Below are 25,368 nucleotides of genomic sequence, written 5' to 3'. Positions count from 1 at the left end.
CGGACCGGTTCGGGGGAAAAGTGCCGGCTCGTACACAGGAAACTCGGAGGTTCCCATGACCGCTGTGGGGAACGGCGCCCAGACCGCCGGCCGGCCCACGCGCCTACCCCGGTCCGCGCGTCGCAAGCAGCTGCTCGCCGCTGCTCAGGAGGTGTTCGTCGCACAGGGCTACCACGCCGCCGCGATGGACGACATCGCCGAGCGGGCGGGGGTCTCCAAGCCGGTGCTCTACCAGCACTTCCCGGGCAAGATGGAGCTGTACCTCGCGCTGCTCGACACCCACTGTGACGCCATCGTGGCCAAGGTGCACGAGGCCATGCGCGGCACCAACGACAACAAGGAACGGGTCAGCGCCTCGGTCCGCGCGTACTTCGACTTCGTCGACCACGAGAGCGAGGCGTTCCGCCTGGTCTTCGAGTCCGACCTGCGCAACGACCCGGCCGTGCGGCAGCGGGTGGAGCGGGTCGAGCAGGGCTGCATCGCGGCGATCACCGACACCATCATCTCGGACACCGGGGTGAGCCGGGCGCACGCAGAGCTGCTGGCCTCGGGCCTGGTCGGCGCCGCCGAGACCGCCGCGCAGTTCTGGCTGGCCGGCGGCCGGCAGGTGCCCAAGGCCGAGGCGGAGGCGTTGGTGGCGGCGCTGTCCTGGCGCGGCATCGCCAGCTTCCCGCTGCAAGGTGAGTCAGCCTGACCGCCACCCCCGAGATCGGATAGCCTTCGCACGGCGGCTTTTTCGCCCCAGTTGAGGAGGCACCGTGGAGGTCAAGATCGGCGTGCAGTACGCGCCGCGCGAGCTGGTTCTGGAGAGCGCGCAGTCGCCGGCCGAGATCGAGCAGATCGTGACCGACGCCATCGCGAAGAACACCGGCACGCTGTCCCTGACCGACGAGAAGGGGCGGCGGGTCGTCGTCCCGGTCGACAAGGTCGCCTACGTGGAGATCGCCGAGGCGTCGCCGCGCGCGGTCGGGTTCACCGTCCGCTGAGCGGGCCCTCCGTCCGCGGCAGGTGACCGCGCGCACCTGCCGCGGACCACGCGGCCACCGCGGGCGGCGCTGGCCGGCGCGTCAGTTGTTCAGGCCCGCCGCGGCCATCCGCTCGGTGTGCGCGGCGGTCAGCCGGCGGAACAGTGCCTGCACGTCCACCTGGTCGCCCTGGGCGATCAGCGCGGTGAGCGCGCCCCGGTCGGCGGCGGCCACCCGGCCGGCCTGTGACAGCGCCTCGCCCACCAGCCGCCGCGCCCACATCGAGAGCCGGCCGGCCACCCGTGGATCCAGCTCGATGGCGGCCCGGATCTCGGCGGCGGCGAACTCGGCGTAGCGCGACTCGTGCAGCACGTCGAGGACGAGCTGCCGGTCCGGCTCGGTCAGGGCGACGGCGATCTCGCGCAGGAAGTCGTCGGTGATCGCGTCGCCGACGTACGCCTTGGTGACCGCCTCGGCCCAGTCCCGCGGCTCGGTCGAGTCGTGGTACGCCTGCAACGGCGCGACGTACGGGGCCATGGCGTCGTCGGGCAGCACGCCGAGCGCGGTGAGCCGGCCGGCCAGCCGCCGGTAGTTGCCGATCTCGGCAGCCGCCATCTCGCCCAGCGCCGCCCGGCGGCGCAGGTCGGGGGCGAGCCGCGCGTCGGCGGCCATCCGTTCGAAGGCGAGCAGCTCGCCGAGAGCCACCAGGCCGAGCAGGTCGACGACGGCTGGGCCGGGCGGGGCGGGGGCGGACACGAGCGCAGGCTACCGCCCGCCGACGACTCGTGGGGGACGCCGCCGACAGCCCCTCGGTAGTGACCTGGGTCACATCACTTGCCCCCAGTTGCGGGGCGCCACCCGGAATCAGGACGGCGTCCAGGCGGTTCAGGTAGGATGTAGCAGTTGCCGTGGGCGCCCATCCGGCCGGCCTTCGATCCGGTCGCAGTCCGACCCGCGGCGCGCGTGCGGCCCGGTCCGGCTCGGCAGTCTGCCGCCCGACCGTGTGGCCCGCGCCATACCGATCGCGCCCTGAGGACATGACGGGGCGCACCCACGAGAGGGCACCCCCAAATCCATATGAGCGAGCTGACCCAAGATCTCATGGACGGCCAGGAACTGGCCCCCACCGCCCCGGTACGACCGGAGGCTCCCACCTTCGCCCAGCTTGGCGCGCGTCAGGAGACCGTCGACGCGCTGGCCGCCTCGGGCATCACCCGCGCCTTCGCGATCCAGGAGTACGCGCTGCCGATCGCGCTGCGCGGCAGCGACCTGATCGGCCAGGCGCCCACCGGCACCGGCAAGACCCTCGGCTTCGGCGTACCGCTGCTGGAGCGGGTCTTCGCTCCGGGCGAGGGTGGCGAGGACGGCCTGCCCCAGGCGCTGGTCGTCGTACCCACCCGCGAGCTGGGCCTCCAGGTCGCCAAGGACCTGGCCGCCGCGGGCCGCACCCGGGGCGTCCGGGTGCTGCCGATCTACGGCGGCGTCGCGTACGAGCCGCAGATCGACGCCCTGCGCAAGGGCGTGGAGATCCTCGTCGGTACGCCCGGCCGGCTGCTCGACCTGGCCAAGCAGAAGCACCTGCGCCTCGACCGGGTGCACGCGCTGGTGCTCGACGAGGCCGACCGGATGCTCGACCTGGGCTTCCTGGACGACGTCGAGAAGATCCTCGCGATGCTGCCGGAGGACCGGCAGACCATGCTCTTCTCGGCCACCATGCCGGACCCGATCGTCGCCCTCTCCCGGCGCTTCCTGCGCCACCCGGTGACGATCCACGCCGGCCACACCGCCGAGACCGGCCCGTCGCCGCAGACCCAGCAGCTGGCCTACCGCACCCACTCGATGAACAAGATCGAGATCGTGGCCCGGATCCTGCAGGCCGAGGGGCGCGGGCTGACCATGATCTTCACCCGTACCAAGCGGGCCGCCGACCGGGTCGCCGAGGATCTCGACTTCCGCGGCTTCGCGGTGGCCGCCGTGCACGGTGACCTCGGACAGGGCGCACGGGAGCGGGCGCTCCGGGCGTTCCGCGCCGGCAAGATCGACACGCTGGTCGCCACCGACGTCGCCGCCCGTGGCATCGACGTCAGCGGCGTCACCCACGTCATCAACTACGACTGCCCCGAGGACCAGGACACCTACACCCACCGGATCGGCCGCACCGGCCGGGCCGGGGCGACCGGTGTCGCGGTGACCTTCGTCGACTGGGACGACATGCCCCGCTGGCGGATCATCGACAAGACGCTGGGCCTGGACATGGCGGAGCCGCCGGAGACGTACCACACGTCCCCGCACCTCTACACGGACCTGGACATCTCCCGCGAGGTCACCGGCACGCTGCCCACCGCGGAGCGCACCCGGGCCGGGCTGTCGGCCGAGGTCGAGGAGGACCTCGGCGGCGGCCGGTCGCGCCGGGGCGAGAGCCGGGGCGGCCGGCGCGGTGAGAGCCGCGGCCGGGAGCGCCGCCGGGGCCGGGGCGAGTCGGCCGCCGGGCCGGAGGCCACCGAGCCCGTGGCCGAAGACACCGCCGACGAGGCCGCCCGCACCCCGCGCCGCCGCCGGCGCCGCCGGGCGGGCGAGGTGGTCGCCGGCGAGCCGACCGCGGTGATCAGCGCAGCGGGCGCCGACGCCCCGGCCGCCGCCGAGGGCGACGCCACGAAGCCGCGCCGCCGCCGGCGCCGCCGTGGTGGCGGTGGCTCCGCCGCCGGTACGCCGGCCGAGGCGACCGCCGACTGACCCACGCACGACCCGACGTCCCCGTACCGGTCTCCGGTGCGGGGACGTCCGTCTGAGCACCCAGCCACCCCCAACCGGCGCCGAAACACCTTTGGGTGCAGCTGTTGCGGCTGCAGCGACCTGAACGCCGTCGAGCCGCTGCCCGGTTTGGGTGCGGGTGTGCGGCTCCAGCGACTGCGGGCGCGCCCGGAGGCGACGAGCCGCCGTGGTGGCGTAGCGCGGCTCACTCGCACCCGGTTCGGCCCGCGCTTGGACTGGCAGGAAGATGGAGCAATGCCGGAACCGCTGGACGCCGCCCTGACCGAGGTGCGGTCGCTGCTACTCGATCCCGCGCTGACCCGGGCGGTCGCCGCCGGACGCCGGCGCGGTCAGCGCCCCTCCGTGGTCCGGGCCGAGCTGCGCCCGGTGACGCTCAAGGCCGGCCCACGGCTGCAGATCTCCACCTCGGACGGGGCTCGGCCGTACACCCGCAACGTCGCCCCCGGCCCGGAGGCGGCCTCGGCGGTGGACGCGCTGCTGGCCGAGCCGTTCGGCAACTGGCACGTGGAGACGGCCGAGGCGACAGTGCAACTGCGGGTGACCAAGTCCGGCGAGGCGCAGGTGCACCGGTCGGCGGCCGCCCGGCCGACGGCGGCCGAGCCGACCGGGCACGACCGGGCCAAGGAGTACCTGCTCGACCCGGGCGACCCGATCTTCGCCGAGATCGGCGGCTCGGCGGCGAAGCGGCGTCAGGTGGACGCGTTCCTGCGGGCCCTGGCGGCCACTCTGCCGGACGACCTGACCGGCCCGCTGCGGGTGGTCGACCTGGGCTGCGGAAACGCGTACCTGACCTTCGCGGCGTACCGCTACCTCGCCCAGCGCGGGCTCGACGTCGAGCTCGTCGGGGTGGACGTCCGGGAGGACCAGCGCCGGCGCAACACCGAGCTGGCCGAGCGGCTCGGCTGGGCCGACCGGGTCAGCTTCGTGGCCGGCACCATCGCCGACGCGGTGGTCGAGCCCGCCCCCGACCTGGTGCTGGCGCTGCACGCGTGCGACACCGCCACCGACGAGGCGCTGGCCCGAGCGGTGCGCTGGCGGGCCCGCTGGGTGCTCGCCGCGCCCTGCTGCCACCACGACATCGCGGCCCAGCTGCGCGCCCGGCCGGCCCCGGCGCCGTACGAACTGCTGACCCGGCAGGGCATCCTGCGGGAGCGCTTCGCGGACGTCCTCACCGACGCGTTGCGCGCCGGGCTGCTGCGGCTGCACGGCTACCGGGCCGAGGTGGTGGAGTTCGTCGACTCCCGACACACCCCGCGCAACCTGCTGATCCGCGCCCGGCGCACCGGGGCCGAGCCGACCGGGACGCAACGCGCCGACTACCGGGCGCTGGTCGACCAGTGGGCGGTCACCCCCCGGCTGGAGACGCTGCTGGCGGAAGCCCCGGCAACGCCGGCCGGCACGCCAGTGGACATGCCGGCGGGGAGGCCGGCGGACACGGCGTAGGACGCCCCACGCCGCGCCGTCGGCCGGCGTCGATGCGAGGAAAGTCCCGCCGGCGGGACGGTCTGGTCGATCAGTCAATTGTTTCCGCGCCGGGCCGTACTACCCTCGGAGGCGCACCGTCGGTGCCGGTCGGGAGGAGAGAGCCCGCAGGAATGGGTGCGGCAGACGTATCGCCACAGATGGCGTTCGCACGTTTCGTGCGGCGTGCCATTGACGATGCCCGCGAGGAACGCGGGTGGACCGTCACGGACCTGGCCGCGCACACCGGCGTGGGCCGCTCGACCGTCTTCCGCTGGCTGGCCGGCGACTGGCAGGACTACCCCGAACTGGCCAAGGTCCGCGGTTTCTGCGCCGCGCTCGACCTACCGGTCGCCGCCGCGTTCCGCGCCCTCGGGCTGCCCGACGCCGGTCCCGCCCCGCGCCGCCGTACCGACGACGGCCCGGTGGAGGCCGACGTCCGGGTGATCCTGCAACGGCTGGCCGACCCGACGGTGCCGGTCGAGGAGAAGCACCACATCCGCGACCTGCTGCGCTACCTCGCCCGCCGCCCGATCCGCCGCGCCGGCTGAACCGCGCCGCCGTCAGAGGACGGTGACGGTGAACTCGGCGGTGCGTACCTCGCCGGCCACCTGGAAGTCCAGGTAGAGCCGGTACCGGCCGGGGCCGGGCGTGGTCAGCCAGAAGCGGACCGCCCCGTCGACCAGTTCCGGCTCCGGGTGGACGTGCAGGTAGCCGAGGTCCCCCTCGCGCAGCGCCACCAGGTGGCCGTACGCGCCGAGGTAGCGCTCCAGCGCCGGGGTGCCGCCGCCGGGGGCGGTGATCCGGAAGGTCAGCGGCACGGTGAGCCCGGCCTGCGGGGTGCCCTCGACGCCGACGGTGAACCCGTCGACGGTGGCGGAGGCCGCCGGCGCGGGCAGCGGCCGTGGGGCGTACTCGCCGGGTGCGACCAGGTCCGTCCCGAGGGTCACCGGGACCTGCCGGCCGTCGTCGGCGACGGCGGTGAAATCGGCGTACGCCCGCCAGACGCCGGCCCGGGGCAGGGTCAGCGGCACCGACCAGGTGCCGTCGGCCGCCATGCTCGGGTGCAGGTGCTGATATCCGCTGAGGTCGCGGCGGACGACGATCAGGTGCATCGGCTTCTCGTGCACCACCGCGAACCGGGTGACCGCCCGGCGCTGCGCGTCGCGCACCTGGAAGCGCAGTTCGCCCTCCCGCCCGGCGGTGAACTCCCCGCCCAGCGGGGTCAGCGTGTAACCGGACGCGGTGACCGCCAGCCCGGCCGCCTCCGCCGCGGCGCTCTGGTCCGCACCGTGCTCGTGCGCCCCGGTGCCCGGGGCGTGGGTGTGGTCGGCGAGCGCGCTGTCCAGCCCGGCGGCGGCCGGCGACCCGTCGCCGTTGATCCGGCCCAGACCGAAGCCGAGCAGGACGGCCAGCACCAGCCCGCCGACCACCAGCGCCAGCCGGACGGTGCTCCCGTCGGGTCTGGCGAGGTCGCGCTCTGGCGCCGCCGGCGTCCCGGGCTGCGGCTCGGTCATGGCGCCCACGCTACCGGCGCGACCAGCGACGATCGGCCAGGTGGCGGCGCGGGGTGGCGCCCGTCGCAATCCGCCCAGCCCGGGAACTTTCCCGCTCCGACCCGAGCACCGCCAGCCGGCGGCTGCCCCGGGCCGGCGGGCGTCAGCCGGCGACGGCCAGGGCGAGCGGGAGCACGTCGGGGGCACCGGCCCGGCGCAGTTCGCGGGCGGCCATGGTCATCGTCCAGCCGGAGTCGACCAGGTCGTCGACGAGCAGCACCGGCCCGTCCAGCTCGGCGAGGGCCGCCGCCAGGTCGTCCGGCACGGTGACCGCGCCGTGCAGGGCGCGTACCCGCTGGGCGCTGTTGCCGCGCGGGCCGCCGACCGGACCGGCCGCCGTCACCTGCCCGAGCAGCGGCAGCCGCCCGACCGTGGCGATCCGCTCGGCCAGCGAGCCGACCAGCCGGGGCCGGTGGCGCGAGCCGACCGCGACCACGCCGACCGGGCGACGCGGCCAGGGGTCGTCGCCGTGCGCCCACGCCTTGAGCACCTCGACCACGGCGGCGGCCACGTCGTCCGGCACCGGGCCGTCGGCCGCCTCCGGACCGACCAGGCCGCGCAGCCGCCCGCCCCAACCCAGGTCGGAGAGGCGACCGACGGCGCGGCCGGGCAGCGCCTGCTCGCCGGGGGCGATCCGGCCCTTCAGCGGTACGCCGACCGCGTCCAGCCCGGTCGGCCAGAGCTTCTTGGGCGGGACCTCCACGCCGGGCCGGCCGAGGAAGGTCTGCGCGGCGGCCAGCGCGGCGTCGGACACCTCGGGCGGGAACAGTGGCCCGGCGCACCGGTCGCACCGGCCGCAGTCGGCCGCCCCGGTGTCGTCCAGGCACTCCCGCAGGTAGCGCATCCGGCAGCCGGGCGTGGTCGCGTACTCCCGCATGGCCTGCTGCTCGGCGGTGCGCGCGGCGGCGACGCGGCGCAACCGGGCCTCGTCGTAGACCCAGGGCTCGCCGGTGGCGAGCCAGCCGCCGCGGACCCGGCGGACCGCGCCGTCCACGTCGAGCACCTTGAGCATCAGTTCCAGCCGGGCCCGGCGCAGGTCGACGATCGGTTCCAGGGCCTGGGTGGAGAGCGGCCGGTCGGTGTGCAGCGCGGCCAGCACCGCCCGGACCTGCTCCTCCGGCGGGAACGCGAGCGAGGCGAAGTACCGCCAGATGGCGGCGTCCTCGGGACCGGGCAGCAGCAGCACCTCGGCGTGCTCGACGGCCCGGCCGGCCCGGCCGACCTGCTGGTAGTACGCGATCGGCGAGGGCGGCGCGCCGAGGTGCACCACGAAGCCGAGATCCGGCTTGTCGAAGCCCATGCCCAGCGCGCTGGTGGCGACCAGCGCCTTGATCTTGTTGTCCAGGAGGTCCTGCTCGGCCGCCCGCCGGTCCGCGTCGTCGGCCTGCCCGGTGTACGCGGCGACCGGATAGCCGCGCGAGCGCAGGAACTCGGCGGTCTCCCCCGCCGCGGCCACGGTGAGCGTGTAGACGATGCCGGAGCCGGGCAGCCGGTCCAGGTGGTCGGCGAGCCAGGCCAGCCGGTGCGCCGGGCCGGGCAGCTCGACCACGCCGAGCCGCAACGACTCCCGGTCCAGGGTGCCGCGCAGCACCAGCGCGTCGCCCAGCTGATCGGCGACGTCGGCGGTGACCCGGGCGTTGGCGGTGGCGGTGGTGGCCAGCACCGGCGTGCCGTCGGGCAGGTTACCGAGGAAGGTACGCAGCCGCCGGTAGTCGGGCCGGAAGTCGTGCCCCCAGTCCGAGACGCAGTGTGCCTCGTCCACCACCAGCAGCCCGGTGGTCGCGGCCAGCTTCGGCAGCACCGTGTCCCGGAAGTCGGGGTTGTTGAGCCGCTCCGGGCTGACCAGCAGCACGTCGACCGCGCCGGCGTGGATCTCGGCGGTGATCGCGTCCCACTCGTCGAGGTTGGCGGAGTTGATGGTCCGGGCCCGGATCCCGGCCCGGGCGGCCGACTCGACCTGGTTGCGCATCAGCGCCAGCAGCGGCGAGACGATCACCGTCGGCCCGGTCGACGGGTTGGCGGCGGGGTCGTCGATCTGCCGCAGCAGGGCGGTGGCCACGAAGTAGACGGCCGACTTGCCCCAGCCGGTGCGCTGCACGCAGAGCACCCGCCGCCGGTCGACCACCAACGCCTCGATGGCCCGCCACTGGTCCTCGCGGAGCCGGGCGTGCTCGCCGGCCAGCCGCCGCAGCACCGCCTCGGCCCGTTCCCGTACCGCCGCCCGATCCTGGCTCATCCGGCATTTCTACCAGCGCCGGGTGACGGCGCCCCGGTTCCTGCGGGAGGTTCCGGTCACGATCCGGCCGGTGGCGTCGGCTCGCCCGGCGGGGCCGCCGGCGTCGGGGGCAGGAAGAACAGCAGCTCCCGGAGCCGGTCGGTGGCGGTCGGCGGCAGCAGGCAACGACCGGCGAGCTCCTCCAGGGAGGCGTACGGGCCGCGTAGCCAGCGGTCCACGGTGAGCTGGCGGCACTGGTCGGGGGTCAGCCCGGGCAGGCCGGCGAGCACCTGGTCCGGCACTGCGTTGACGTCGATCAGGCCGCCGTCGTCGAACGTACGGGGCAGGTCGGGCCGCCCGATCCGCAGTTCGTTGCGGGCCGCCGGGTAGTGGTAGAGCAGGTACCGGGCGTGTTCGCGGCGGATCCGCCGCTCCTCCTCGGCGCGGAACCTGGCACTGCCCTGGCCACCGGTGAGCGCCGCCCAGACCCCTCGGCTGAGCAGCACCACGTGCGCCGCCCCGACCAACCAGGTGACCACCGCCAGCCCGAGGAAGATCACCGCCTCGGTCCCGGGCACCTCGGCGTCCGGATCCTCCAGGTTGAGCATGCTCACCTCGACCAGGACGGCGACCAGGTAGCCGACGCCGACGAGCGCCAGCCGCCAACTGCGCCGCCACGCGGCGTAGGTCAGCATCACCAGCCAGGTGAAGCAGCCGAAGGAGAGCAGGACGAGCGCGGTACCCGCGATGGTGGCGGTCGCGCTCGCCCAACCCGGCGACGCCGTCCGCTGGCGCTTCCCGGTGGCCGCCGGCACGGCGGGCGGCGGCGGAAGGACCGGCGGCGGACCGTACCCCGGTTGGGGCGCACCGCCGGGCGGCGAACTGACCGGCGGCGGCCCAGCGGGCGGCGGCACGGCGGCGGGCGGACCGGACACCGACGACACGGCAGGCGGACCGGACACCGACGGCCCGGCGGGCGGCGACGTGCCGCCCGGCTGCGCCGTCGAGTTCGGCGGCGCAGGCACCGCCGGGCTCGACGGCAGGAACGCCCCGGCGGGCGGTGCCAGCGGTGCGGCCGTCGGGTCGGACGGGAGGAACGACGCGGCGGGCGGTCCCAGCGGCGAGGCCGGCGCGGCGGGCGAGGCCGGCGCTGGTGACACCGCGGCGGGCGGCGCCGTCGCCGGTGCCGCCGTGGGTGGTGGTCCGGCCGGCAGGGACGCGGCGGCCGCTGGCGGCTCCGGCGGCGCGACGGCAGCCGGCGGCGGGGACGCCTCGACGGCTGCCGGCGGCAGTGACACGGCAGTGGGCGGGACCAGCGCCGGGTCGGACCGGAGCATCCGCCGGTGCAGGTCCTGGAGCGCGTCGCCCGGCTCGATGCCGTACTCGTCGCGCAGCAGCTCGTCGAACTCCCGGTAGGCGGCCAGCGCCTCGGCCTGCCGCCCGCTGCGGTACAACGCCAGCATCAGCTGGTGCCGCAGCCGCTCCCGCACCGGGAACTCCGCGGTCAGGTCAACCAACTCGCCGATCAGCTCGCGGTGCCGGCCCAGCCACAGCTCCAGGTCAGCCCAGGTCTCCAGGGCGCTGGCTCGCAGCTCCAGCAGGCGTTGCCGGGCGGAGTCGAAGTACGGCCCGGCGAAGCCGGCGAACGGCTCGCCGTGCCACAGCTCCACCGTGGACCTCAGCTCGCCGACCGCCTCGGCGGCCCGGCCCTCCGCGCGGAGCCGCTCGGCCCGGCGCAGCCCCCGCTCGAACCGCACGGCGTCGACCGCCTCCGGCCCGACCCGGAGCTGGTAGCCGGCGTCGGTCAGCGTCAACACCTGGCCCGGGCTGCGCGGCGAGCGCTCCGGCTCGATCACCCGGCGCAGGCCGGCGACGTACTTCTGCACCACGTTCGTGCCGTTCGCCGGCGGCTCGTCCGGCCAGACCGCGTCCACGATCTGCACGGTGGTGACCGGCCGCCCGGCGGCGAGCAGCAGCACGGCCAGCACGGCTCGCTGCTTTCCCGGCCCGAGGTCGAGTTCCCGCTCGCCGTGCCAGGCCCGCTGGGGCCCGAGAATCTCGAAGCGCAGCGTCCCTGACATGCGAGTTCCCGCTCCTGACACCCCCGCTGCGTGCGCCACGGCAGTGCACGGCAGTCGGACCGCAGCATAGCGGCAGTGGTTCGGCCGTACCGGCCGGCAGCATCGGTCCGGCAGAGGCCACACCTGGTGAAGGAAAGAGATCATGATGACGAACGGAACCGGCCGCGCCGGCACGGTCCGGCGCGGCGCCGGCGCCCTGGCCGCGGTCCTCGCGACCACCCTGCTCGTCGGCTGCGGCCCGGCCGGGACGGATTCCGGGGCCGGCGGGACCGGCTCGGCGACTCCGTCCGCCAGCCCCAAGCAGGCGCTCCTCGCGGCGGTGCCGGACGGTAGTGAGGGTGCGTTCCGGTTCTCCGGCAAGGACGCCACCTCAGATCTGTCCGGTGTGGTCGACCCGGACGCGAAGGGCATCGACCTCACCGCCGCGGTGAAGGACCCGGAGCACGGCTTCACCACCCGGATGTCGTTCCTGGTGGTGCAGGAGCGGATCTGGATGAAGGTCAAGTTCACCGGCACCGAGGGGCTCACCGGCCTGCCCAAGCTGCCGAACCGCTGGATGGAGCTGGACCGGTCCCGGCTGACCGACCCGGACGCCACCCCGACGTACGAGGGGGTGGACGTCGGCAACGCCGGGCCGATCATCCAGGCCGCCACCACTGTCGAGGAGAAGGCCGACCGGAGGTACGCCGGGGTCGTCGACCTGACCGCCGCCGAGGCAGCCAAGGCGGTCGGCGAGGAGGAGGTGGCCGCCCTCGGCGACGCGGCCCGGCAGGTGCCCTTCACCGCCGTGGTCGGCGCCGACGGCAACCTCACCTCGCTCACCCTGGACGTGCCGGCGGTCGGCACGGCGAAGGCGTGGACGTACGTGGTGAAGTACGCCGACTACGGCTCGGCCCCGAAGCTCGCCGCGCCGGGCGGTGACGCCGCCCAGCCGGCGCCGAAGGTGGCGTACCAGATGCTCAACGGCTGAGCGTCAACGCGTCGACCGGGTGTCGCGGCCGCACGGGGGGCCGCGGCACCCGGTCGCGTTTACAGGTCAGCGGCCGAGCACCGAGCCGCCGTTGACGCCGAGCACCTGCCCGGTCACGTAGCCGGCGGCCGGGCTGGCCAGGTAGCGGACGGCCGCGGCGATGTCGTCCGGTACGCCGGCCCGCCCGACCAGCGTCGCCGCCACCCGCTTCGCGTGCCCCTCCGGGGTCATCCGGTCGCCGAAGAACTCCGTCTCGGCGACGTAGCCGGGGCTGACCACGTTGACCGTGATCTGTTCCGGGCCGAGTTGCCCGGCCAGGTCGTACGCCCAGCCGTGCAGCGCCGCCTTCGCCGCCGAGTACGCCCCGCCGCCGCCCCGCTGGGCGGCGATCGAGCTGACCAGGATCACCCGGCCGCCGGGGCGGCGCAGGGCCGGCAGCAGCGCCTCGGTGAGCAGCACGGCGGTGAGCACGTTGGCGTCCAGGTTGGCCCGCCAGTGCGCGGCGGTGCCGGCAAGCGTGCTTGGGTCTCCGCCCAGGTAGCCGCCGGCGTTGTTGACCACCACGTCGACCGGCCGCCCGGCGACCGCCTCGACCACCCGGTCGAGCTGCTCCGGATCGGTCAGGTCGGCGCTGACCGCGCGCACCGCCCCCGCCCGCCCGCACTCCGCGTCGAGGCGCTGTGCGGTGGCCAGCAGCACGTCGGCCCGCCGCCCCACGACCAGCACATCGCACCCGTCCTTGGCGAGCCCGAGCGCGACCGCCGCCCCGATCCCGGTCCCCCCACCACTGACTACGGCCAACCGCTCACCCATCCCGCACCCGCTCCTCCCACGAATCCCACGAACAGACTCCGTCGATCATGAAGTTAGCGTCACCGCCATCGGCGTGTCGCGCCGATAACTTCATGATCAACGGGTCGGCCCGGGGGGCCGGGGGGTTAGGGGCGGGGGCGGAGGGTGTTGCGGAGGTGGGTGAGGCGGGGGGCGAGGCTGGCCAGGCCGCCGGGGAAGAAGTAGACGGCCAGGATGAAGACGGTGCCCAGGACGAAGAGCGGCTGGGACAGGGGACGGCTGAGGATCGCGGGCAGGGCGTCCACCGCGTCGCTGGTGCCGAAGGCGACCAGCCGGTGGTCCAGGTACATGTAGAGGATGCCACCGAGCACCGGGCCCCACCGGGTGCCGGGCCCACCGAGCACCACCATGACCAGCAGCGACAGGGTCAGCTCGGACGAGGTGATGTGCGGCGACGCGCCGCCGACGATCAGGCAGTAGACCACGCCGCCGGCCGCCGCCAGTCCGCCGGCCAGGGTGAACGCCACCAGCTTGAACCGGTACGGGTCGAGCCCGAGCACTCCGATCCGGCGCTCGTCGTCGCGCAGGCCGGCGAGCACCCGCCCGGTCGGCGAACCGCTCACCCGGTGCACCACGAAGATCACCACGACCAGGTACGCCAGCGCCAACCAGTAGAGGTTGACCGTGTTGGCGACCCCGACCAGCGCCGGGGGAAGGCCGGAGACGTCCAGCGGCAGCCCCTCCTCGCCGCCGGTGAGCCCGCCGAAGTCCCGGGCCACCAGGATCGCGCCGACCTGGGCGAAGGCCAGGGTCACCATGGCGAACGCGATCCCGACGGTGCGCAGCGCGACGGCGCCGAGCAGCGCGGCGAGGATGGTGCCGCCGGTGATGGTCAGCAGCGCGGCCTGCCACAGCGGCAGCCCGGCCTTGGTGACCAGGATGTCGGTGCCGTAGACGCCGGCGGCGAAGTAGAGCGCGTGCCCGAAGGAGAGCATGCCGGTGCGGCCGAAGAGCAGGTCGTAGCCGGCCGCCAGGCCGCCGAAGACCAGACACACGGCAAGCAGTTGCAGGGTGCCCGGCGAGTTCAGCGGGCCCTCGAAGATGCCCGGCAGGTGCACCGTCGAGTACGGCAGGATCAGCGCGACCACCAGCGCGACCAGCGGCAGGAACGGGCGCACCCGGTGCCACCGGCCGGTGTCCGGCGTCAGTTCGGCGGGCACCGCCGCCGGCGGCGCGGGTACCTCGGGACTCTTGACCTCGGTCATGCCGTTGCCACCTTTCCGGCGATGCCCTGCGGGCGCAGCAGCAGCACCACGGCCAGCAGCGCGACCACGCAGATGTCGCCCAGCCCGGAGGTGCCGTAGTAGTTCACGAACTGTTGCAGCAGGCCGACCGCGACCGCCGCGTACGCGGACCCGACCACCGAGCCCATCCCGCCGATCACCACCACGATGAACGCGAAGATCAGCAGCGAGCCGCCCTGGCCCGGCGAGACGGTGCCGAAGTAGACGCCGCCGAGCGCGCCGGCCAGTGCCGCGGCCGCCCCGCCGATCGCGAAGACCAGGGTGAACGCCTTGCGCACGTCGATCCCGAGCGCGGTCACCATCTCCCGGTTCTCCACTCCGGCCCGGATCACCAGGCCGTAGCGGGTCCAGCGGAGGAAGGCGAGGATCGCGCCGAGCACCACCACCGCGGCGACGATCAGCAGCAGGCCGCCGTTGGGCACCTGCGCGCCGAGGATGCCGGTGACCTGCCGGGTCCAGTCGGGCCGCGGGAACGGCCGGGCGTCCGCGCCCCAGGTGGCCTGGAGCAGCGCCACCCCGGCCAGCGACAGGCCGACGGTGACCAGCACCTGCTCGATGGTGCGGGAGTAGAGCGGCCGGATCAGCACCAGCTCGACCAGCACCGCCACCAGCGTGCCGGCGGCCACCCCGAAGGCGACCGCGACCAGGAAGCCGAAGCCGTCCCCGCCGGCGCCGGGCAGGTTGCCCGCCGCCCACCAGGTGGCGTACGCGCCGACGCCGAGGAACAGCCCGTGCGCGAAGTTGAGCACGTCGGCCAGGCCGAAGACCAGCGAGAGCCCGGAGGCGACCAGGAAGTAGAGCGCCGCCAGGCCGAGCCCGGTCAGCGTCAGCAGGACGATGGTGTCCATCAGTGCGCGTCCTTCCCCCCGGTCGCCCCACCCGACGCGGCCGACGCGTGCCCCTCCGCGGAGCCCACGCCGAGCAGCGACTTGGTCAGCGCGGTCTCCAGCAGCAACTGCTGCGCGTCCCCGGCCCAGGCCACCTGGCCGGCGGCCAGCACCACCGCGTCCCGGGCGAGTCGCCGGACCACCGCCAGGTTCTGCTCGACGAGCAGCACCGGCACGGACTCGGCGACCCGTTCCAGCACCTCGGCCACCTCGGTCACCACCTTCGGCGCCAACCCCTTGGTCGGCTCGTCGACCAGCAGCAGCCGGTTGTCGTTGAGCAGCACCCGGCCGATGGCGAGCATCTGCTGCTGCCCGCCGGAGAGCGAACCGGCACGCTGCCGGCCGCGCCGGTCCAGCTCCGGGAAGAGCGCGTACACCTTGTCGTACGCCGGGGTGGTGCCGCGCCGTTCCGCGAGCCGCAGGTTCTCCGCGACGGTGAGCCCGGCGAAGACGCAGCGGTCCTCGGGCACGTAGCCGAGCCCGCCGCGGACCAGCCGGTGGGTCGGCCGGGCCAGCAGGCTCTGCGCGCCCATCCGGACGGTGCCGCGCACCTCCCCGCCGCGCGGGGTGAGGCCGACGATGGCGCGCAGGGTGGTGGTCTTGCCGACCCCGTTGCGGCCGAGCAGCACGGTGACGCCGGTCGGGGCGACGGTGAACGACACCCCCTGCAGGATGTGCAGTCCGGCGATCCGGACCGACAGGTTCTCCACGTTGAGGACGGGTTCCATCAGAGCGACTCCCCCAGGTAGGCCTCTTGCACGGTGGGGTTGGCCATCACCGTCTCCGGGGTGTCGCAGGCCAGCAGCGCGCCGTGGTGCATCACGGCGATCCGGTCGGCCAGCTCCAGGATCACGTCCATGTGGTGCTCCACCATCAGCACCGACCGGCCGCTGTCGCCGGTCAGCGAACGGATCACCGTCACCAGTTCCGGCACGTCCTCGGCGCTGACCCCGGCCATCGGTTCGTCGAGCAGCATCACCCGCGGCTCGCCGGCCAGCAGCAGCGCGATCTCCAGCTTGCGCTTCTCGCCGTGGGCCAGCGTGCCGGCGAGCGCCGCACCCCGGTGGGCGAGGCCGACGCGCTCCAGCGCCGCGTCGGCGGCGGCGGCCACCTCCCGGTCGGCCGCCGCCCGCCGCCACAGCTTCATCGAGCCCCCGCGGTGCGCCTGTACGGCGAGCCGCACGTTCTCCCGCACGCTGAGCGAGCCGAAGACCGAGGACGCCTGGAAGGTACGACCGAGTCCGAGACGGGCCCGCCGGTGCGGCGGCAGGGACGAGATGTCCTGCCCGTCGAGGGTGACCCGTCCTTCCGTGGCCCGGCGCAGGCCGGTGATCAGGTTGAACAGTGAGGTCTTGCCGGCGCCGTTCGGCCCGATGACGCCGAGGAACTCCCCGGGCGCCAGGTCGAGGTAGACGCTGTCGACGATGGCGACCTCACCGATCCGCCAGGTCAGACCGCGGGTGGCGAGCATGGTTCAGCCCTTCATCGCCACGGCCGGCGGCGCGCTCTCGTCGCCGGTGAGGCTCTTCTGCGCGGTGGCCGTGAAGGTGGTGCCGCTGCCGGTCAGCTTGGCCTGGAACATCGGCTGGAGCAGGGCGTGGTCCTCGGCGCGGATGGTCATCTTGCCCTTCACGCCGTCGAAGCTCCAGCCCTCCAGCGCGGTGACCATCTTCTCGACGTCGTCGCCACCCTCCTGCACGGCGCGGACGACCATCTGCGCGGCGGCGAAGCCGTCCGGGTGGAACAGGTCGAGCGTGCCGCCCGGGATCTTGGCCTTGGCGGCCTTGGTTGCCTCGTTGTCGCTGGCCCCGTCGAAGTAGTGCGACAGGAACGAGATCTTGCTGCCGGCGGCGCCGAAGGTCGGCCAGCTGGCGCGGATGTCCAGGCCGGTGACGACCGTGGTCGAGGAGAGCACGCCCTGCTGGTCGAGGGTCTGCCACATGGCCGGGGCGGTGGTGCCGGCCCAGGCGACGAAGAGCAGGTCCGGCTTGGCGGCCTTGATCTGGCTGGCGAACGGGGTGAACTCGGTGGCGCTGGCCGGGGCCCGGACGCTGCTGACGGTGGCGCCGGCACCGCCGATGACGGTCTTCACGGCCGCCTCGTTGGCGTCGCCGAAGGCGCCGTCCTGGGCGAAGACCACGACCTTCTTGCCGGCCGGGTCGCCGATGAACGACTTCGCGGTGAGCACGTCCTGGTACGACTGCCGGCCGGACCGGAAGGTGTACTTGTTCGCGCCGGTCACCGCGTCGGTCGCGGCCGGCCCGGAGATGAACAGCACCTTGTTCTGCGCGGCGATCGGCGCGACCTGGAGGGCCACCCCGGACGCGGTCGAACCGGCGATGATCTTGTGTCCCTTGCCGATCAGGTCCTTGGCCGCGGAGACCGCCTTCGCCGGGTCGCCGGCGTCGTCGACCTCGGTGATCTCGATGGACCGGTCGCCGACCTTGTTGGTGCCCTTGGTGGCGAAGTCGAGGCCGGCCTTGAACCCCTCGATGTACTGCTTGCCGTAGCTGGCCAGCGCTCCCGACTGGGAGTAGACCAGGCCAACCTTGACCGGGGCGGTGCTGTCGCCGCCGCCGGAGGCGGTGTCCTGCGGGCTGCCACAGGCCGTGGCGGCGAGCGCCGCGGCCATCATCGTGGCGGTGGACAGGAACACCCGCCGCGTCGTCCGGACCGTCATTGCGACTCCACGTGAGGACTCGGAGGGAAGGGAACTCATTTGTCGGCTCACGCTAGAAGTGACGTCACGCACGGGCTATGTGGCCGAAACACACAAGTAACAGGGGTCGGGTGGCCGACCGTAACAGCCGCCGACCTGGGGCAGTGACGGCCTGCCGCCGCGATGGGCGCGGCAGCCATGGCCGAAACCGGGCATGTGTCGCACCCCGCCACCGACCCCCACCGAGCGTGGTGCCCCGCCGGGACGTACCGCCCGCCGGGGTCGGCCGTCCGGGCGTGCCGAGCCGCCACCCGGCCGACGGCGCTGTCCCTGCCGCACGATCGCGAGCTGAGCCTTCCCACCACTTTCGGGTGCCCGGCGGGCGATCTTGCGGTCACCCCGGTCCGGACCCGCTACCGTCCTGTCGAGCTGCCCCTGGGCAGGGAGCACGGATCCGCTGACCGTCCCCGGGTTCCGGCCAGGCGAAGCAGCAGGATCCCGCTCGATCCTTGTTGTAGTGGCCTCCCATCGCGTCCGAGGCCACTACAACAAGGAAACAGCGCGATCTTCGCGAGTGCCCGGCGGGACGCCCCGGCGGTGTGCGTGGGGCAGCTCGACAGCGTCCTCGGGCACCTGTCACCGCCGCGGGGATGGGCCAGCTCACGAATGGCTGACCGGTTGTCACGAATCGCCGCCCTGGCCGGTCGTAGGTGCTTGACTGCGGCGTGAGATGCCGCGGCAGGAAGGGAAGAGATCGATCATGAAGATCGTCGTCATCGGCGGCACCGGACTCATCGGCAGCAAGGTCGTGGCCATCCTGGAAGGGCAGGGCCACGAGGCGGTCGCCGCGGCGCCCAAGACCGGCGTCAACACCCTCAGCGGTGAGGGCGTCAAGGAGGTGCTCGCCGGCGCGGACGTCGTCGTCGACGTGTCCAACTCCCCGTCGTTCGAGGACTCCGCAGTGCTGGACTTCTTCCAGACCTCCACCCGCACCCTGCTCGCCGCCGGGGCCGAGGCGGGCGTGGCCCACTACGTGGCGCTGTCCATCGTCAACTGCGACCGCATTCCGGACAGCGGGTACATGCGGGCGAAGGTCGCCCAGGAGAAGCTCGTGAGCTCCGCCGACATCCCGTACTCGATCGTCCGGGCCACGCAGTTCATCGAGTTCGTCCCGGGCATCGTCGCGGCCGGAGCCGACGGGGACATCGTCCACCTCTCGCCGGCGCTCATCCAGCCGATCGCGGCCGACGATGTCGCGGCAACGGTCGCCGAGGTCAGCCTCGGCGACCCGGTGAACGGCGTGGTCGAGGTCGGTGGACCGGAGCAGTTCCGGCTCGACGAGCTCGGCCGGGACACCCTCGCCGCACAGGGGGAGTCGAAGGAGGTCGTCACCGACCCGGAGGCCCGGTACTTCGGTGCCCGGCTGGATGAGCGGTCCCTGGTGACCGCCGATGGCGCGCGGAAGGGCACGACGACGGTGGCGCAGTGGCGCCAGCGGGCCGGCCAGCGGGCGTAGACCCGGTCTCCCCCGCACGCGGTGGGCCGGGCTCCTCCGCCGGTCCACCGCGGCGCCCGCTACGTTTGGGCACATGGTGAGCGGTCGAGCGGACGTCGACGGCACCCCGGCCACACCCGGCTGCCCGGCCGTGACGGCCGACGATCTCACCGAGTTCCTCGCCATCCGCCCGCGCCTGTTCGGCATCGCCTACCGGATGCTGGCCAGCGTCACCGAGGCCGAGGACGTCGTCCAGGACGCCTGGCTGCGCTGGCAGGGCACGGACCGCCGGAAGGTCCACAACCCGGCCGCCTTCCTGATCACCACCACCACCCGGCTGGCGGTCAACGCCGCCGGCTCGGCGCGCGCCCGCCGGGAGCGGTACCTGGGGCCGTGGCTGCCGGAGCCGGTGGACACCAGCACGGACCCGACCCTCGGCGCCGAACGGGCCGAGGCGCTGGACGCCGCCGTCCTGCTGCTGCTGGAGCGGCTCACCCCGACCGAGCGGGCCGCGTACGTGCTGCGGGAGGCGTTCGACTACTCGCACCGACAGATCGCCGAGGTCCTCGACACCACCGAGGCGAACGCCCGGCAACTGCTCAGCCGGGCTCGGCGGCACCTGGCCTCGCAACGGTCCTCCCCCGCGTCCCGCGGTGAGCGGCGGCGGCTGGTCGAGACGTTCGTCGCGGCGGCCCGGGACGGGAACCTGGCCCGGTTGGAACAGCTCCTCGCCGAGGACGTGGTCGCCCGCTCCGACGGTGGCGGCCGGGTGGCCGCCGCACGCAAGGACGTCCACGGGCCCGCCCGGGTCACGAACCTGCTGGACAACGTCTGGCGCAAGTACTGGCGTACCTCGACCTTCCGGATCGTCGAGGCGAACGGCGAACCGGCGCTGCTGGTGGCCGACGCCGACGGCACGCCGCAGGCGGTGGTCACCCCGAGCGCCCCGGAGGGGCGGATCGAGCTGCTGCTCATCGTGGTCAACCCGGACAAGCTGCGGCAGTTCGCGGCCGGCTGAGCACGGCGCGCCACCTGAGCGCCGGCCCGCCACCTCAGCGCCGGCCCGCCACCTCAGCGCCGGCCCGCCACCTGAGCGAGGTGACGGGCCGGCGGTGCGGACGGGTCAGCGCTGGGCGAGGCCGGCGCGGGCCGCGACGGCGGTGTCCGGGTGGTCGGCGAAGACCCCGTCCAGGCCCAGGCCGAAGAAGAGTTCGTACTCGGCCTGGATGTCGCCGCGGGCGTTCGGGTCGGTGCCGATCCGGAGGTTGGCCGGCAGGAACTGGTTCTCGGCGCGGAACGTCCAGGCGTGCACCACCAGCCGCTCCCGGTGCGCGTCGCGGACCAGGGTGGTCGGGGCGAGCAGGTTCCCGGCGGCGTCCCGCGGGACGATCAGGTTCTTGTTCGCCCCGACGCCGTCGGCGTACCGGGCGATCCACGCCAGGCCGGCCGGCTTCGCCAGGTCCTGGTAGGTGCGGGCGTCGCCGGCGACGGTGAAGTCGTACGGGCGCCCGGTGGCGTCGAGCAACTGGGCGAGCCGGACGTCGATCATCCGGTCCAGCTTGCGCAGGTTCGCCGTCTCGAAGGACTGCACGATCACCGGCGAGTTCTTCCGGGTCAGCTGGTTCGCCCGCAGCACCTTCACCAGCGGCTCCTCCAGCGGCAGCCCGATCGAGGCGAAGTAGGTCGGGTGCTTGGTCTCCGGGTAGACGCCGATGGTGCGGCCCCGCGCCCGCCCCTCGGCCCGGGCGAGGTCGATGACCTCCTGGAGCGTGGGCACCTCGAACCGGCCGTCGAAGGCGGTGCCGGTCACCCGCACCTGCGGCAGCCGCTCCTTGGCCCGCAGCGTCTTCAGCTCGGCGAGCGTGAAGTCCTCGGTGAACCAGCCGGTCACCCGGGTGCCGTCGATGGTCTTCGTGGTCCGGCGGGCGGCGAACTCGGCACGGGTGGCCACGTCGGTGGTGCCGGAGATCTCGTTCTCGTGCCGGGCGACCAGCACGCCGTCCGAGGTGGAGACCAGGTCCGGCTCGATGAAGTCCGCGCCCTGCCGGATGGCCAGCCGGTACGCCGCCAGGGTGTGCTCGGGCCGGTAGCCGCTGGCGCCGCGGTGGGCGACCACCAACGGGCGGTTGCCGGCCCGCTCGGCTCCGGCCACCGGACCGGCCGCCGGACCGGCCGCCGGGCTGGCCGACGCGTCCATGATCGGCACGGCCACCACGGCCGCGAGCACGGCTCCGGCCAGGCCGAGGGCGGAAAGGGTACGTCGCAACGCGGTCTCCTGTCGTCGTCGAGGAACGCCCACAGCAGACCGGTCAGGGTTGTCCGGCAGTTGGTCGACGACTGGCCGACAGGTGAACCCTCCCGGGATACCGGTTTCTCCACCCCGATCCGGGTGGAACAGGAAGATTGTCTGGTGCGCCGGTTCTTTCGTCACCCCGTACGGCTGGTGCCGTTCGGCTTCCTGGCGACGATCCTGCTCGGCACCGCCCTGCTGATGCTGCCCTGGGCGACCAGTGAGCACCGGTACACCCCGTTCGTCACCGCGCTGTTCACCGCGACCTCGGCGGTGTCGGTGACCGGCATGGCGGTGGTCGACACCCCGAACTACTGGAACGAGTTCGGCCTCGCGATGATCACCGTGCTCACCCAGGTCGGCGGGATCGGCATCGTCACCGGAGCGACCCTGGTGATCCTGGTGGTGGCCCGGCGCCTCGGGCTGCGCAACCGGCTGCTGGTGCAGGCCGAGACCCAGGAGTTCGGGTTCGGCGACGTACGCCGGCTGCTCATGCGCATCGCCGCCACCTCGCTGATCTGCGAGGCGGTGATCGCGGCGATCCTCACGGTCCGGCTGGCCGTCAGCTACGACTACCCGCTGGGCCGGGCGCTCTGGCACGGCGTCTTCCACGCCGTGCAGGGCTTCAACAACGGCGGCTTCGCGCTCTACACCGACAACCTGGTCGGCTTCTCCACCGACGCCTGGGTCACCCTGCCGCTGGCCATCGGCGCGATCATCGGCGGGCTCGGCTTCCCGGCGCTGTTCGAGGCGGTCCGGGAGTGGCGCCAGCCGGCCCGCTGGGCGGTCGGCACCAAGCTGACCGTCTGGGGCAGCCTGGTGCTGCTCCTGGTCGGCTTCCTCGCCCTGCTCGTGGTGGAGTGGGGCAACCCGCGCACCCTCGGCCAGCTCGGCTGGCCGGACAAGCTGCTCGCGGCGTTCACCCAGGACGCCTTCATCCGCACCGGCGGGTTCAACGTGCTCGACACCACCAGCCTCGGCGAGGAGACGTACCCCACCTTGGTCGCGCTGATGTTCATCGGTGGTGGCAGCGCCAGCACCGCCGGCGGGATCAAGGTGGCCACGTTCTTCCTGCTCGCGTTCGTCATCTGGGCCGAGCTGCGCGGCGAGCCGGACGTGACGATCGGGCATCGCCGGGTGGCCACCGCCAGCCAACGGCAGGCGATCACCGTGGCACTGATCAGCGTCGCGCTGGTGGTGGCCGGCACGGTGGGACTGATCGTGATGACGGAGGGGGTGCCCTTCTACGCCGCGCTGTTCGAGGTGACCTCGGCGTTCAGCACCACCGGGCTCTCCGTCGGCGTCGCCCCCATGCTGCCGGAGAGCGGGCAGCTCGCCCTCATCGCCCTGATGTACATCGGCCGCGTCGGGCCGCTCACCCTCGGGTCGGCGATCGCCCTGAACACCCGGCGACGGCTCTACCGCTATCCCGAGGAGCAACCCATTGTCGGCTGACAGCACCAACGACGGCGGCATCCTGGTGATCGGGCTGGGCCGGTTCGGCGGCTACCTGGCCGAGTCGCTGACCCATCTCGGCCACGAGGTGCTGGCCGTCGACCGCAACCCCGAACTCGTGCAGCGCTGGTCCGACCAGCTCGACCGGGTGGTGCAGGCCGACGCCACCGAGGAGGACGCGCTGCGTCAGCTCGGCGCGTCCGACTTCCAGAGCGCGGTGGTCGCCATCGGCGCCTCGGTCGAGGCCAGTGTGCTCGCCGTGCTGGCCCTGGTCGAGCTCGGCGGGCCGCAGGTCTGGGCCCGGGCCACCTCGACCAAGCACGCCAAGATCCTCGCCTCGGTGGGAGCGCACCACGTGATCTTCCCGGAGGCGGAGACCGGGGAACGGGTGGCTCACCTGATCGTCAGCAAGATGCTCGACTTCATCGAGTTCGGCGCGGACTTCGCCATCGCCAAGGTACGCACCCCGCAGAGCCTCACCGGCCGGTCACTGGCCGAGGTCCGGCCGGCCGAGCGGCACGGCGTACGGGTGGTCGGCGTGCAGCTGCCGGGCGAACGCTTCCGCTACGCCACGGACGACACCCTGGTCCTGCCGGGCAGCACGCTGATCGTCGAGGGGAGCATCGAGGAGGTGCAGCGCTTCGCCGCGCTGACCTGACCGCCCGCCGAGCCGTCAGTCAGCACGGCGACCGCCGGCCGTCACTCAGCACAGCGACCACCGGCCGTCACTCAGCACAGCGACCACCGGCCCGCCGTCAGCACGGCCTCCGGCAGCCCGCCATCAGGCGGCGACGCGATCAGTCGTCGTCGCGGTCGTCGTCATCGTCCCCGTCCCTTCCCTCCCTTCCCTCGGCTTTTTTTCCACCACCGTTCCCCTTGCCCTTGCCGGAGTTGTCGGACTTCGCCGTGCTGCCGCCCGCCTTGGTGGTGGCCTTCTTCTTCGGCGGGGCCTTGGTCGCCGGGGGCTTGGGCGCCGTGCTGGGTGCCGCGCCGGCCACGCCGGACACCTGCACCCCGCAGGTCTCGTCGCCCAGGCGGAACTCCACCGGCAGCGGGTTCACGCCGGTGTGCCGGCCGGTCAGGGTGAGCTTCTCGGCCGCGCCGGGCGCCAGCGCAGGCCGCCCCGGCACCGGCCGTACGGTCACCGTGCTGCCCTGCTGGTCCACCGGCGCGGGCGCCGCCTTCGTCACCGTCTGCTTCCCCGGGAAGGTGAAGCTCATCGTCCAGTCCCGCAGCTCCCGGTCGCCGGTGTTGGTGAGGGTCAGCTCGGCGGTGAAGTCCTTGCCGGTGTCGGTGCGCAGCGCGTACGCCACCCGGCAGGGAGCGGCCTTCTCCACCCCCATCCGGGCGGGCGTGGGCTCGTCGACGCCGCCGCTGGCCGGGCTGCGCGAGGTCAGCCCCCACAGCGACGCGGTCACCGCGATCAGCCCCGCGGCGGCCACCCCGGCCTCCACCTTCCGGCGGCGGGCCACCGCCCGGCGGTTGCGGGTACGCGAGAACGGCAGCGCGTCCGTCGCCGCCGACCAGGGCAGGATGGTGGTGCCGGCGCTGGCCAGCGTGGCCGCGTCGGCCGGTGCGGAGGCCGGGGAGACCGGCACCACCGGCAGCATGCCGGCCGCCTCGGCGAGGGTGGCGGCCACCTCGGCGGTGGCCGGCCGGTCCGCGGGTCGCTTGGCCAGGCAGCGGCGCACCAGGTCGGCCACCTCGTCGGCCAGCCCCGGCACCGGCGGCATCGGCTCCGGATCGTTGTACATGTGCGCGCGCAGCATCTCGGTGGTGGTGCTGGCCTGCCAGGGCAGCCGGCCGGTGAGCATCCGGTAGAGCAGCAGGCCGACCGCATACACGTCGGTGGCCGGCGAGACCTGGCCGTTGTCCAGCCGCTCCGGCGCCAGGTACGCGGGCGTGCCGAGCAGCGCGCCGTCCGGCCCCTTCTCGCTCTCCCCGACCAGCGCCGAGATGCCGAAGTCGACCACCTTCACCCCGGTGGGAGTCAGCATCACGTTGCCCGGGGTCACGTCGCGGTGCACCACCCCGCGGGCGTGCGCGGTGGCCAGCGCCGAGGCGACCTCCGCCCCGATCGTCACCGCCTCCCGCCAGGGCAGCTGCCCGCCGCGGCGCAACCGGCCGCTCAGCGACTCCCCGTCGATCAGCTCCATCACCACGTACGGCACGGTCAGCCCGACCTGCTCGGACTCGCCGTAGTCGTACACGTTGGTGATGTTGGGGTGGCAGAGCCGCGCGGCGGCCTGCGCCTCGATCCGGATCCGGTGCCGGAAGGCCCGGTCGCTGGCGAGCCGGGAGGCGAGCACCTTGACCGCCACCTGCCGGCCGAGCACCTCGTCGTAGCCGCGCCAGACCACGGACATGCCACCCGCGCCGAGCTGCTCGATCAGCCGGTAGCGATCACCGAGCAGTTGCGCGCCGTTCTGGACCCCTCCACCCATGGTCAGCGTTGTTGCCCCGGCG

22 protein-coding genes are annotated in these 25,368 nt (G+C 73.9%); 10 read left to right on the top strand and 12 right to left on the bottom strand.

Annotated elements, in window-relative coordinates; all coding sequences use genetic code 11:
• Positions 1-55 precede the first annotated feature (55 nt).
• Both GA0070609_RS32490 and GA0070609_RS32485 read left to right on the top strand, forming a co-directional pair.
• Positions 56-694 carry a TetR/AcrR family transcriptional regulator gene (locus GA0070609_RS32490; RefSeq protein ID WP_088997317.1) on the top strand — a complete coding sequence of 213 codons (639 nt, stop codon included), beginning with the start codon at positions 56-58 and terminating at the stop codon, positions 692-694.
• A gap of 64 nt (positions 695-758) precedes the next feature.
• Positions 759-986, top strand: coding sequence for a DUF3107 domain-containing protein (locus tag GA0070609_RS32485; RefSeq protein ID WP_088997316.1), 228 nt, complete (start codon positions 759-761; stop codon positions 984-986).
• Between the two features lie 81 nt (positions 987-1,067).
• Here the strand turns inward: GA0070609_RS32485 and GA0070609_RS32480 are convergent, their stop codons facing one another.
• Positions 1,068-1,721, bottom strand: a complete 654-nt coding sequence (locus tag GA0070609_RS32480) for a ferritin-like fold-containing protein (RefSeq protein ID WP_088997315.1) — start codon at positions 1,719-1,721, stop codon at positions 1,068-1,070.
• Between the two features lie 321 nt (positions 1,722-2,042).
• Here GA0070609_RS32480 and GA0070609_RS32475 point away from each other — a divergent pair, with 321 nt between their 5' ends.
• The 3 genes from GA0070609_RS32475 (at position 2,043) to GA0070609_RS32465 (ending at position 5,749) form a co-directional block, all read left to right on the top strand.
• A complete protein-coding gene (locus GA0070609_RS32475; protein WP_088997314.1) occupies positions 2,043-3,698 on the top strand; it encodes a DEAD/DEAH box helicase in 1,656 nt (551 codons plus the stop codon).
• A gap of 273 nt (positions 3,699-3,971) precedes the next feature.
• Positions 3,972-5,180: a class I SAM-dependent methyltransferase gene (locus GA0070609_RS32470; RefSeq protein WP_088997313.1), complete on the top strand. Its 1,209-nt coding sequence runs from the start codon at positions 3,972-3,974 to the stop codon at positions 5,178-5,180.
• 152 nt (positions 5,181-5,332) lie between these two features.
• Complete coding sequence (locus GA0070609_RS32465; RefSeq protein WP_088997312.1) at positions 5,333-5,749, top strand: helix-turn-helix domain-containing protein; 417 nt, start codon at positions 5,333-5,335, stop codon at positions 5,747-5,749.
• A gap of 12 nt (positions 5,750-5,761) precedes the next feature.
• Here the strand turns inward: GA0070609_RS32465 and GA0070609_RS32460 are convergent, their stop codons facing one another.
• The 3 genes from GA0070609_RS32460 to GA0070609_RS32450 form a co-directional block, all read right to left on the bottom strand.
• The gene (locus tag GA0070609_RS32460) at positions 5,762-6,715 is read right to left on the bottom strand and encodes a hypothetical protein (protein ID WP_088997311.1); all 954 of its coding nucleotides are present in this window, start codon (positions 6,713-6,715) and stop codon (positions 5,762-5,764) included.
• Between the two features lie 142 nt (positions 6,716-6,857).
• Complete coding sequence (locus tag GA0070609_RS32455) at positions 6,858-8,990, bottom strand: DEAD/DEAH box helicase (protein WP_088997310.1); 2,133 nt, start codon at positions 8,988-8,990, stop codon at positions 6,858-6,860.
• 56 nt (positions 8,991-9,046) lie between these two features.
• Positions 9,047-11,050 (bottom strand): AfsR/SARP family transcriptional regulator, encoded by a 2,004-nt coding sequence (locus GA0070609_RS32450; protein ID WP_088997309.1) that lies wholly within the window; start codon positions 11,048-11,050, stop codon positions 9,047-9,049.
• Between the two features lie 142 nt (positions 11,051-11,192).
• Between GA0070609_RS32450 and GA0070609_RS32445 the strand changes: the two genes are divergently transcribed.
• Positions 11,193-12,020, top strand: coding sequence for a hypothetical protein (locus GA0070609_RS32445; protein WP_331716899.1), 828 nt, complete (start codon positions 11,193-11,195; stop codon positions 12,018-12,020).
• Positions 12,021-12,086: 66 nt separating this feature from the next.
• Here the strand turns inward: GA0070609_RS32445 and GA0070609_RS32440 are convergent, their stop codons facing one another.
• The 6 genes from GA0070609_RS32440 to GA0070609_RS32415 all read right to left on the bottom strand — a co-directional run bounded on the left by GA0070609_RS32440 (position 12,087) and on the right by GA0070609_RS32415 (position 17,683).
• Positions 12,087-12,833, bottom strand: coding sequence for an SDR family NAD(P)-dependent oxidoreductase (locus GA0070609_RS32440; protein ID WP_088997308.1), 747 nt, complete (start codon positions 12,831-12,833; stop codon positions 12,087-12,089).
• Between the two features lie 125 nt (positions 12,834-12,958).
• Positions 12,959-14,077 carry a branched-chain amino acid ABC transporter permease gene (locus GA0070609_RS32435; RefSeq protein ID WP_088997307.1) on the bottom strand — a complete coding sequence of 373 codons (1,119 nt, stop codon included), beginning with the start codon at positions 14,075-14,077 and terminating at the stop codon, positions 12,959-12,961.
• A complete protein-coding gene (locus tag GA0070609_RS32430) occupies positions 14,074-14,964 on the bottom strand; it encodes a branched-chain amino acid ABC transporter permease (protein WP_088997306.1) in 891 nt (296 codons plus the stop codon). Before GA0070609_RS32430 ends, GA0070609_RS32435 begins: the two co-directional genes overlap by 4 nt.
• Positions 14,964-15,731 (bottom strand): ABC transporter ATP-binding protein, encoded by a 768-nt coding sequence (locus GA0070609_RS32425; protein ID WP_172899447.1) that lies wholly within the window; start codon positions 15,729-15,731, stop codon positions 14,964-14,966. The genes GA0070609_RS32430 and GA0070609_RS32425 overlap by 1 nt, the downstream gene beginning before the upstream one ends.
• Positions 15,731-16,474: an ABC transporter ATP-binding protein gene (locus GA0070609_RS32420; protein WP_088997305.1), complete on the bottom strand. Its 744-nt coding sequence runs from the start codon at positions 16,472-16,474 to the stop codon at positions 15,731-15,733. The genes GA0070609_RS32425 and GA0070609_RS32420 overlap by 1 nt, the downstream gene beginning before the upstream one ends.
• Before the next feature lie 3 nt (positions 16,475-16,477).
• Positions 16,478-17,683, bottom strand: coding sequence for a substrate-binding domain-containing protein (locus GA0070609_RS32415; RefSeq protein WP_088997304.1), 1,206 nt, complete (start codon positions 17,681-17,683; stop codon positions 16,478-16,480).
• Positions 17,684-18,422: 739 nt separating this feature from the next.
• On the opposite strand from GA0070609_RS32415, the gene GA0070609_RS32410 reads away from it, so the two are divergent.
• Positions 18,423-19,178 carry an SDR family oxidoreductase gene (locus GA0070609_RS32410; RefSeq protein ID WP_088997303.1) on the top strand — a complete coding sequence of 252 codons (756 nt, stop codon included), beginning with the start codon at positions 18,423-18,425 and terminating at the stop codon, positions 19,176-19,178.
• A gap of 73 nt (positions 19,179-19,251) precedes the next feature.
• The gene (locus tag GA0070609_RS32405; RefSeq protein ID WP_088997302.1) at positions 19,252-20,175 is read left to right on the top strand and encodes an RNA polymerase sigma-70 factor; all 924 of its coding nucleotides are present in this window, start codon (positions 19,252-19,254) and stop codon (positions 20,173-20,175) included.
• A 105-nt stretch (positions 20,176-20,280) separates the two neighbouring features.
• On the opposite strand, the gene GA0070609_RS32400 is transcribed toward GA0070609_RS32405, so the two are convergent.
• Positions 20,281-21,423: a glycerophosphodiester phosphodiesterase gene (locus GA0070609_RS32400; RefSeq protein WP_088997301.1), complete on the bottom strand. Its 1,143-nt coding sequence runs from the start codon at positions 21,421-21,423 to the stop codon at positions 20,281-20,283.
• Positions 21,424-21,567: 144 nt separating this feature from the next.
• On the opposite strand from GA0070609_RS32400, the gene GA0070609_RS32395 reads away from it, so the two are divergent.
• Both GA0070609_RS32395 and GA0070609_RS32390 read left to right on the top strand, forming a co-directional pair.
• Complete coding sequence (locus GA0070609_RS32395; RefSeq protein WP_088997300.1) at positions 21,568-22,902, top strand: TrkH family potassium uptake protein; 1,335 nt, start codon at positions 21,568-21,570, stop codon at positions 22,900-22,902.
• A gap of 25 nt (positions 22,903-22,927) precedes the next feature.
• Entirely contained in the window at positions 22,928-23,560 is a 633-nt protein-coding gene (locus GA0070609_RS32390) for a potassium channel family protein (protein WP_088998100.1), read from the top strand.
• A 139-nt stretch (positions 23,561-23,699) separates the two neighbouring features.
• Here the strand turns inward: GA0070609_RS32390 and GA0070609_RS32385 are convergent, their stop codons facing one another.
• Positions 23,700-25,346 (bottom strand): serine/threonine-protein kinase, encoded by a 1,647-nt coding sequence (locus tag GA0070609_RS32385; protein WP_088997299.1) that lies wholly within the window; start codon positions 25,344-25,346, stop codon positions 23,700-23,702.
• Positions 25,347-25,368 lie beyond the last annotated feature (22 nt).

The sequence above is a fragment of the Micromonospora echinaurantiaca genome (assembly GCF_900090235.1).
GTDB lineage: Bacteria > Actinomycetota > Actinomycetes > Mycobacteriales > Micromonosporaceae > Micromonospora > Micromonospora echinaurantiaca.
The sequence above is the reverse complement of the archived record's forward strand: the minus strand, read 5'-3'. Positions and strand labels throughout refer to the sequence as shown.

Excerpts from the sequence above, each read along its gene's own strand:
- GA0070609_RS32465 (WP_088997312.1), top strand. The coding sequence starts at position 5,333 with ATGGGTGCGGCAGACGTATCGCCACAGATGGCGTTCGCACGTTTCGTG.
- GA0070609_RS32405 (WP_088997302.1), top strand. The coding sequence starts at position 19,252 with ATGGTGAGCGGTCGAGCGGACGTCGACGGCACCCCGGCCACACCCGGC.
- GA0070609_RS32460 (WP_088997311.1), bottom strand. The coding sequence starts at position 6,715 with ATGACCGAGCCGCAGCCCGGGACGCCGGCGGCGCCAGAGCGCGACCTC.
- GA0070609_RS32410 (WP_088997303.1), top strand. The coding sequence starts at position 18,423 with ATGAAGATCGTCGTCATCGGCGGCACCGGACTCATCGGCAGCAAGGTC.
- GA0070609_RS32385 (WP_088997299.1), bottom strand. The coding sequence starts at position 25,346 with ATGGGTGGAGGGGTCCAGAACGGCGCGCAACTGCTCGGTGATCGCTAC.
- GA0070609_RS32445 (WP_331716899.1), top strand. The coding sequence starts at position 11,193 with ATGATGACGAACGGAACCGGCCGCGCCGGCACGGTCCGGCGCGGCGCC.
- GA0070609_RS32430 (WP_088997306.1), bottom strand. The coding sequence starts at position 14,964 with ATGGACACCATCGTCCTGCTGACGCTGACCGGGCTCGGCCTGGCGGCG.
- GA0070609_RS32490 (WP_088997317.1), top strand. The coding sequence starts at position 56 with ATGACCGCTGTGGGGAACGGCGCCCAGACCGCCGGCCGGCCCACGCGC.
- GA0070609_RS32425 (WP_172899447.1), bottom strand. The coding sequence starts at position 15,731 with ATGGAACCCGTCCTCAACGTGGAGAACCTGTCGGTCCGGATCGCCGGA.
- GA0070609_RS32475 (WP_088997314.1), top strand. The coding sequence starts at position 2,043 with ATGAGCGAGCTGACCCAAGATCTCATGGACGGCCAGGAACTGGCCCCC.
- GA0070609_RS32420 (WP_088997305.1), bottom strand. The coding sequence starts at position 16,474 with ATGCTCGCCACCCGCGGTCTGACCTGGCGGATCGGTGAGGTCGCCATC.
- GA0070609_RS32455 (WP_088997310.1), bottom strand. The coding sequence starts at position 8,990 with ATGAGCCAGGATCGGGCGGCGGTACGGGAACGGGCCGAGGCGGTGCTG.
- GA0070609_RS32415 (WP_088997304.1), bottom strand. The coding sequence starts at position 17,683 with ATGACGGTCCGGACGACGCGGCGGGTGTTCCTGTCCACCGCCACGATG.
- GA0070609_RS32435 (WP_088997307.1), bottom strand. The coding sequence starts at position 14,077 with ATGACCGAGGTCAAGAGTCCCGAGGTACCCGCGCCGCCGGCGGCGGTG.
- GA0070609_RS32450 (WP_088997309.1), bottom strand. The coding sequence starts at position 11,050 with ATGTCAGGGACGCTGCGCTTCGAGATTCTCGGGCCCCAGCGGGCCTGG.
- GA0070609_RS32440 (WP_088997308.1), bottom strand. The coding sequence starts at position 12,833 with ATGGGTGAGCGGTTGGCCGTAGTCAGTGGTGGGGGGACCGGGATCGGG.
- GA0070609_RS32470 (WP_088997313.1), top strand. The coding sequence starts at position 3,972 with ATGCCGGAACCGCTGGACGCCGCCCTGACCGAGGTGCGGTCGCTGCTA.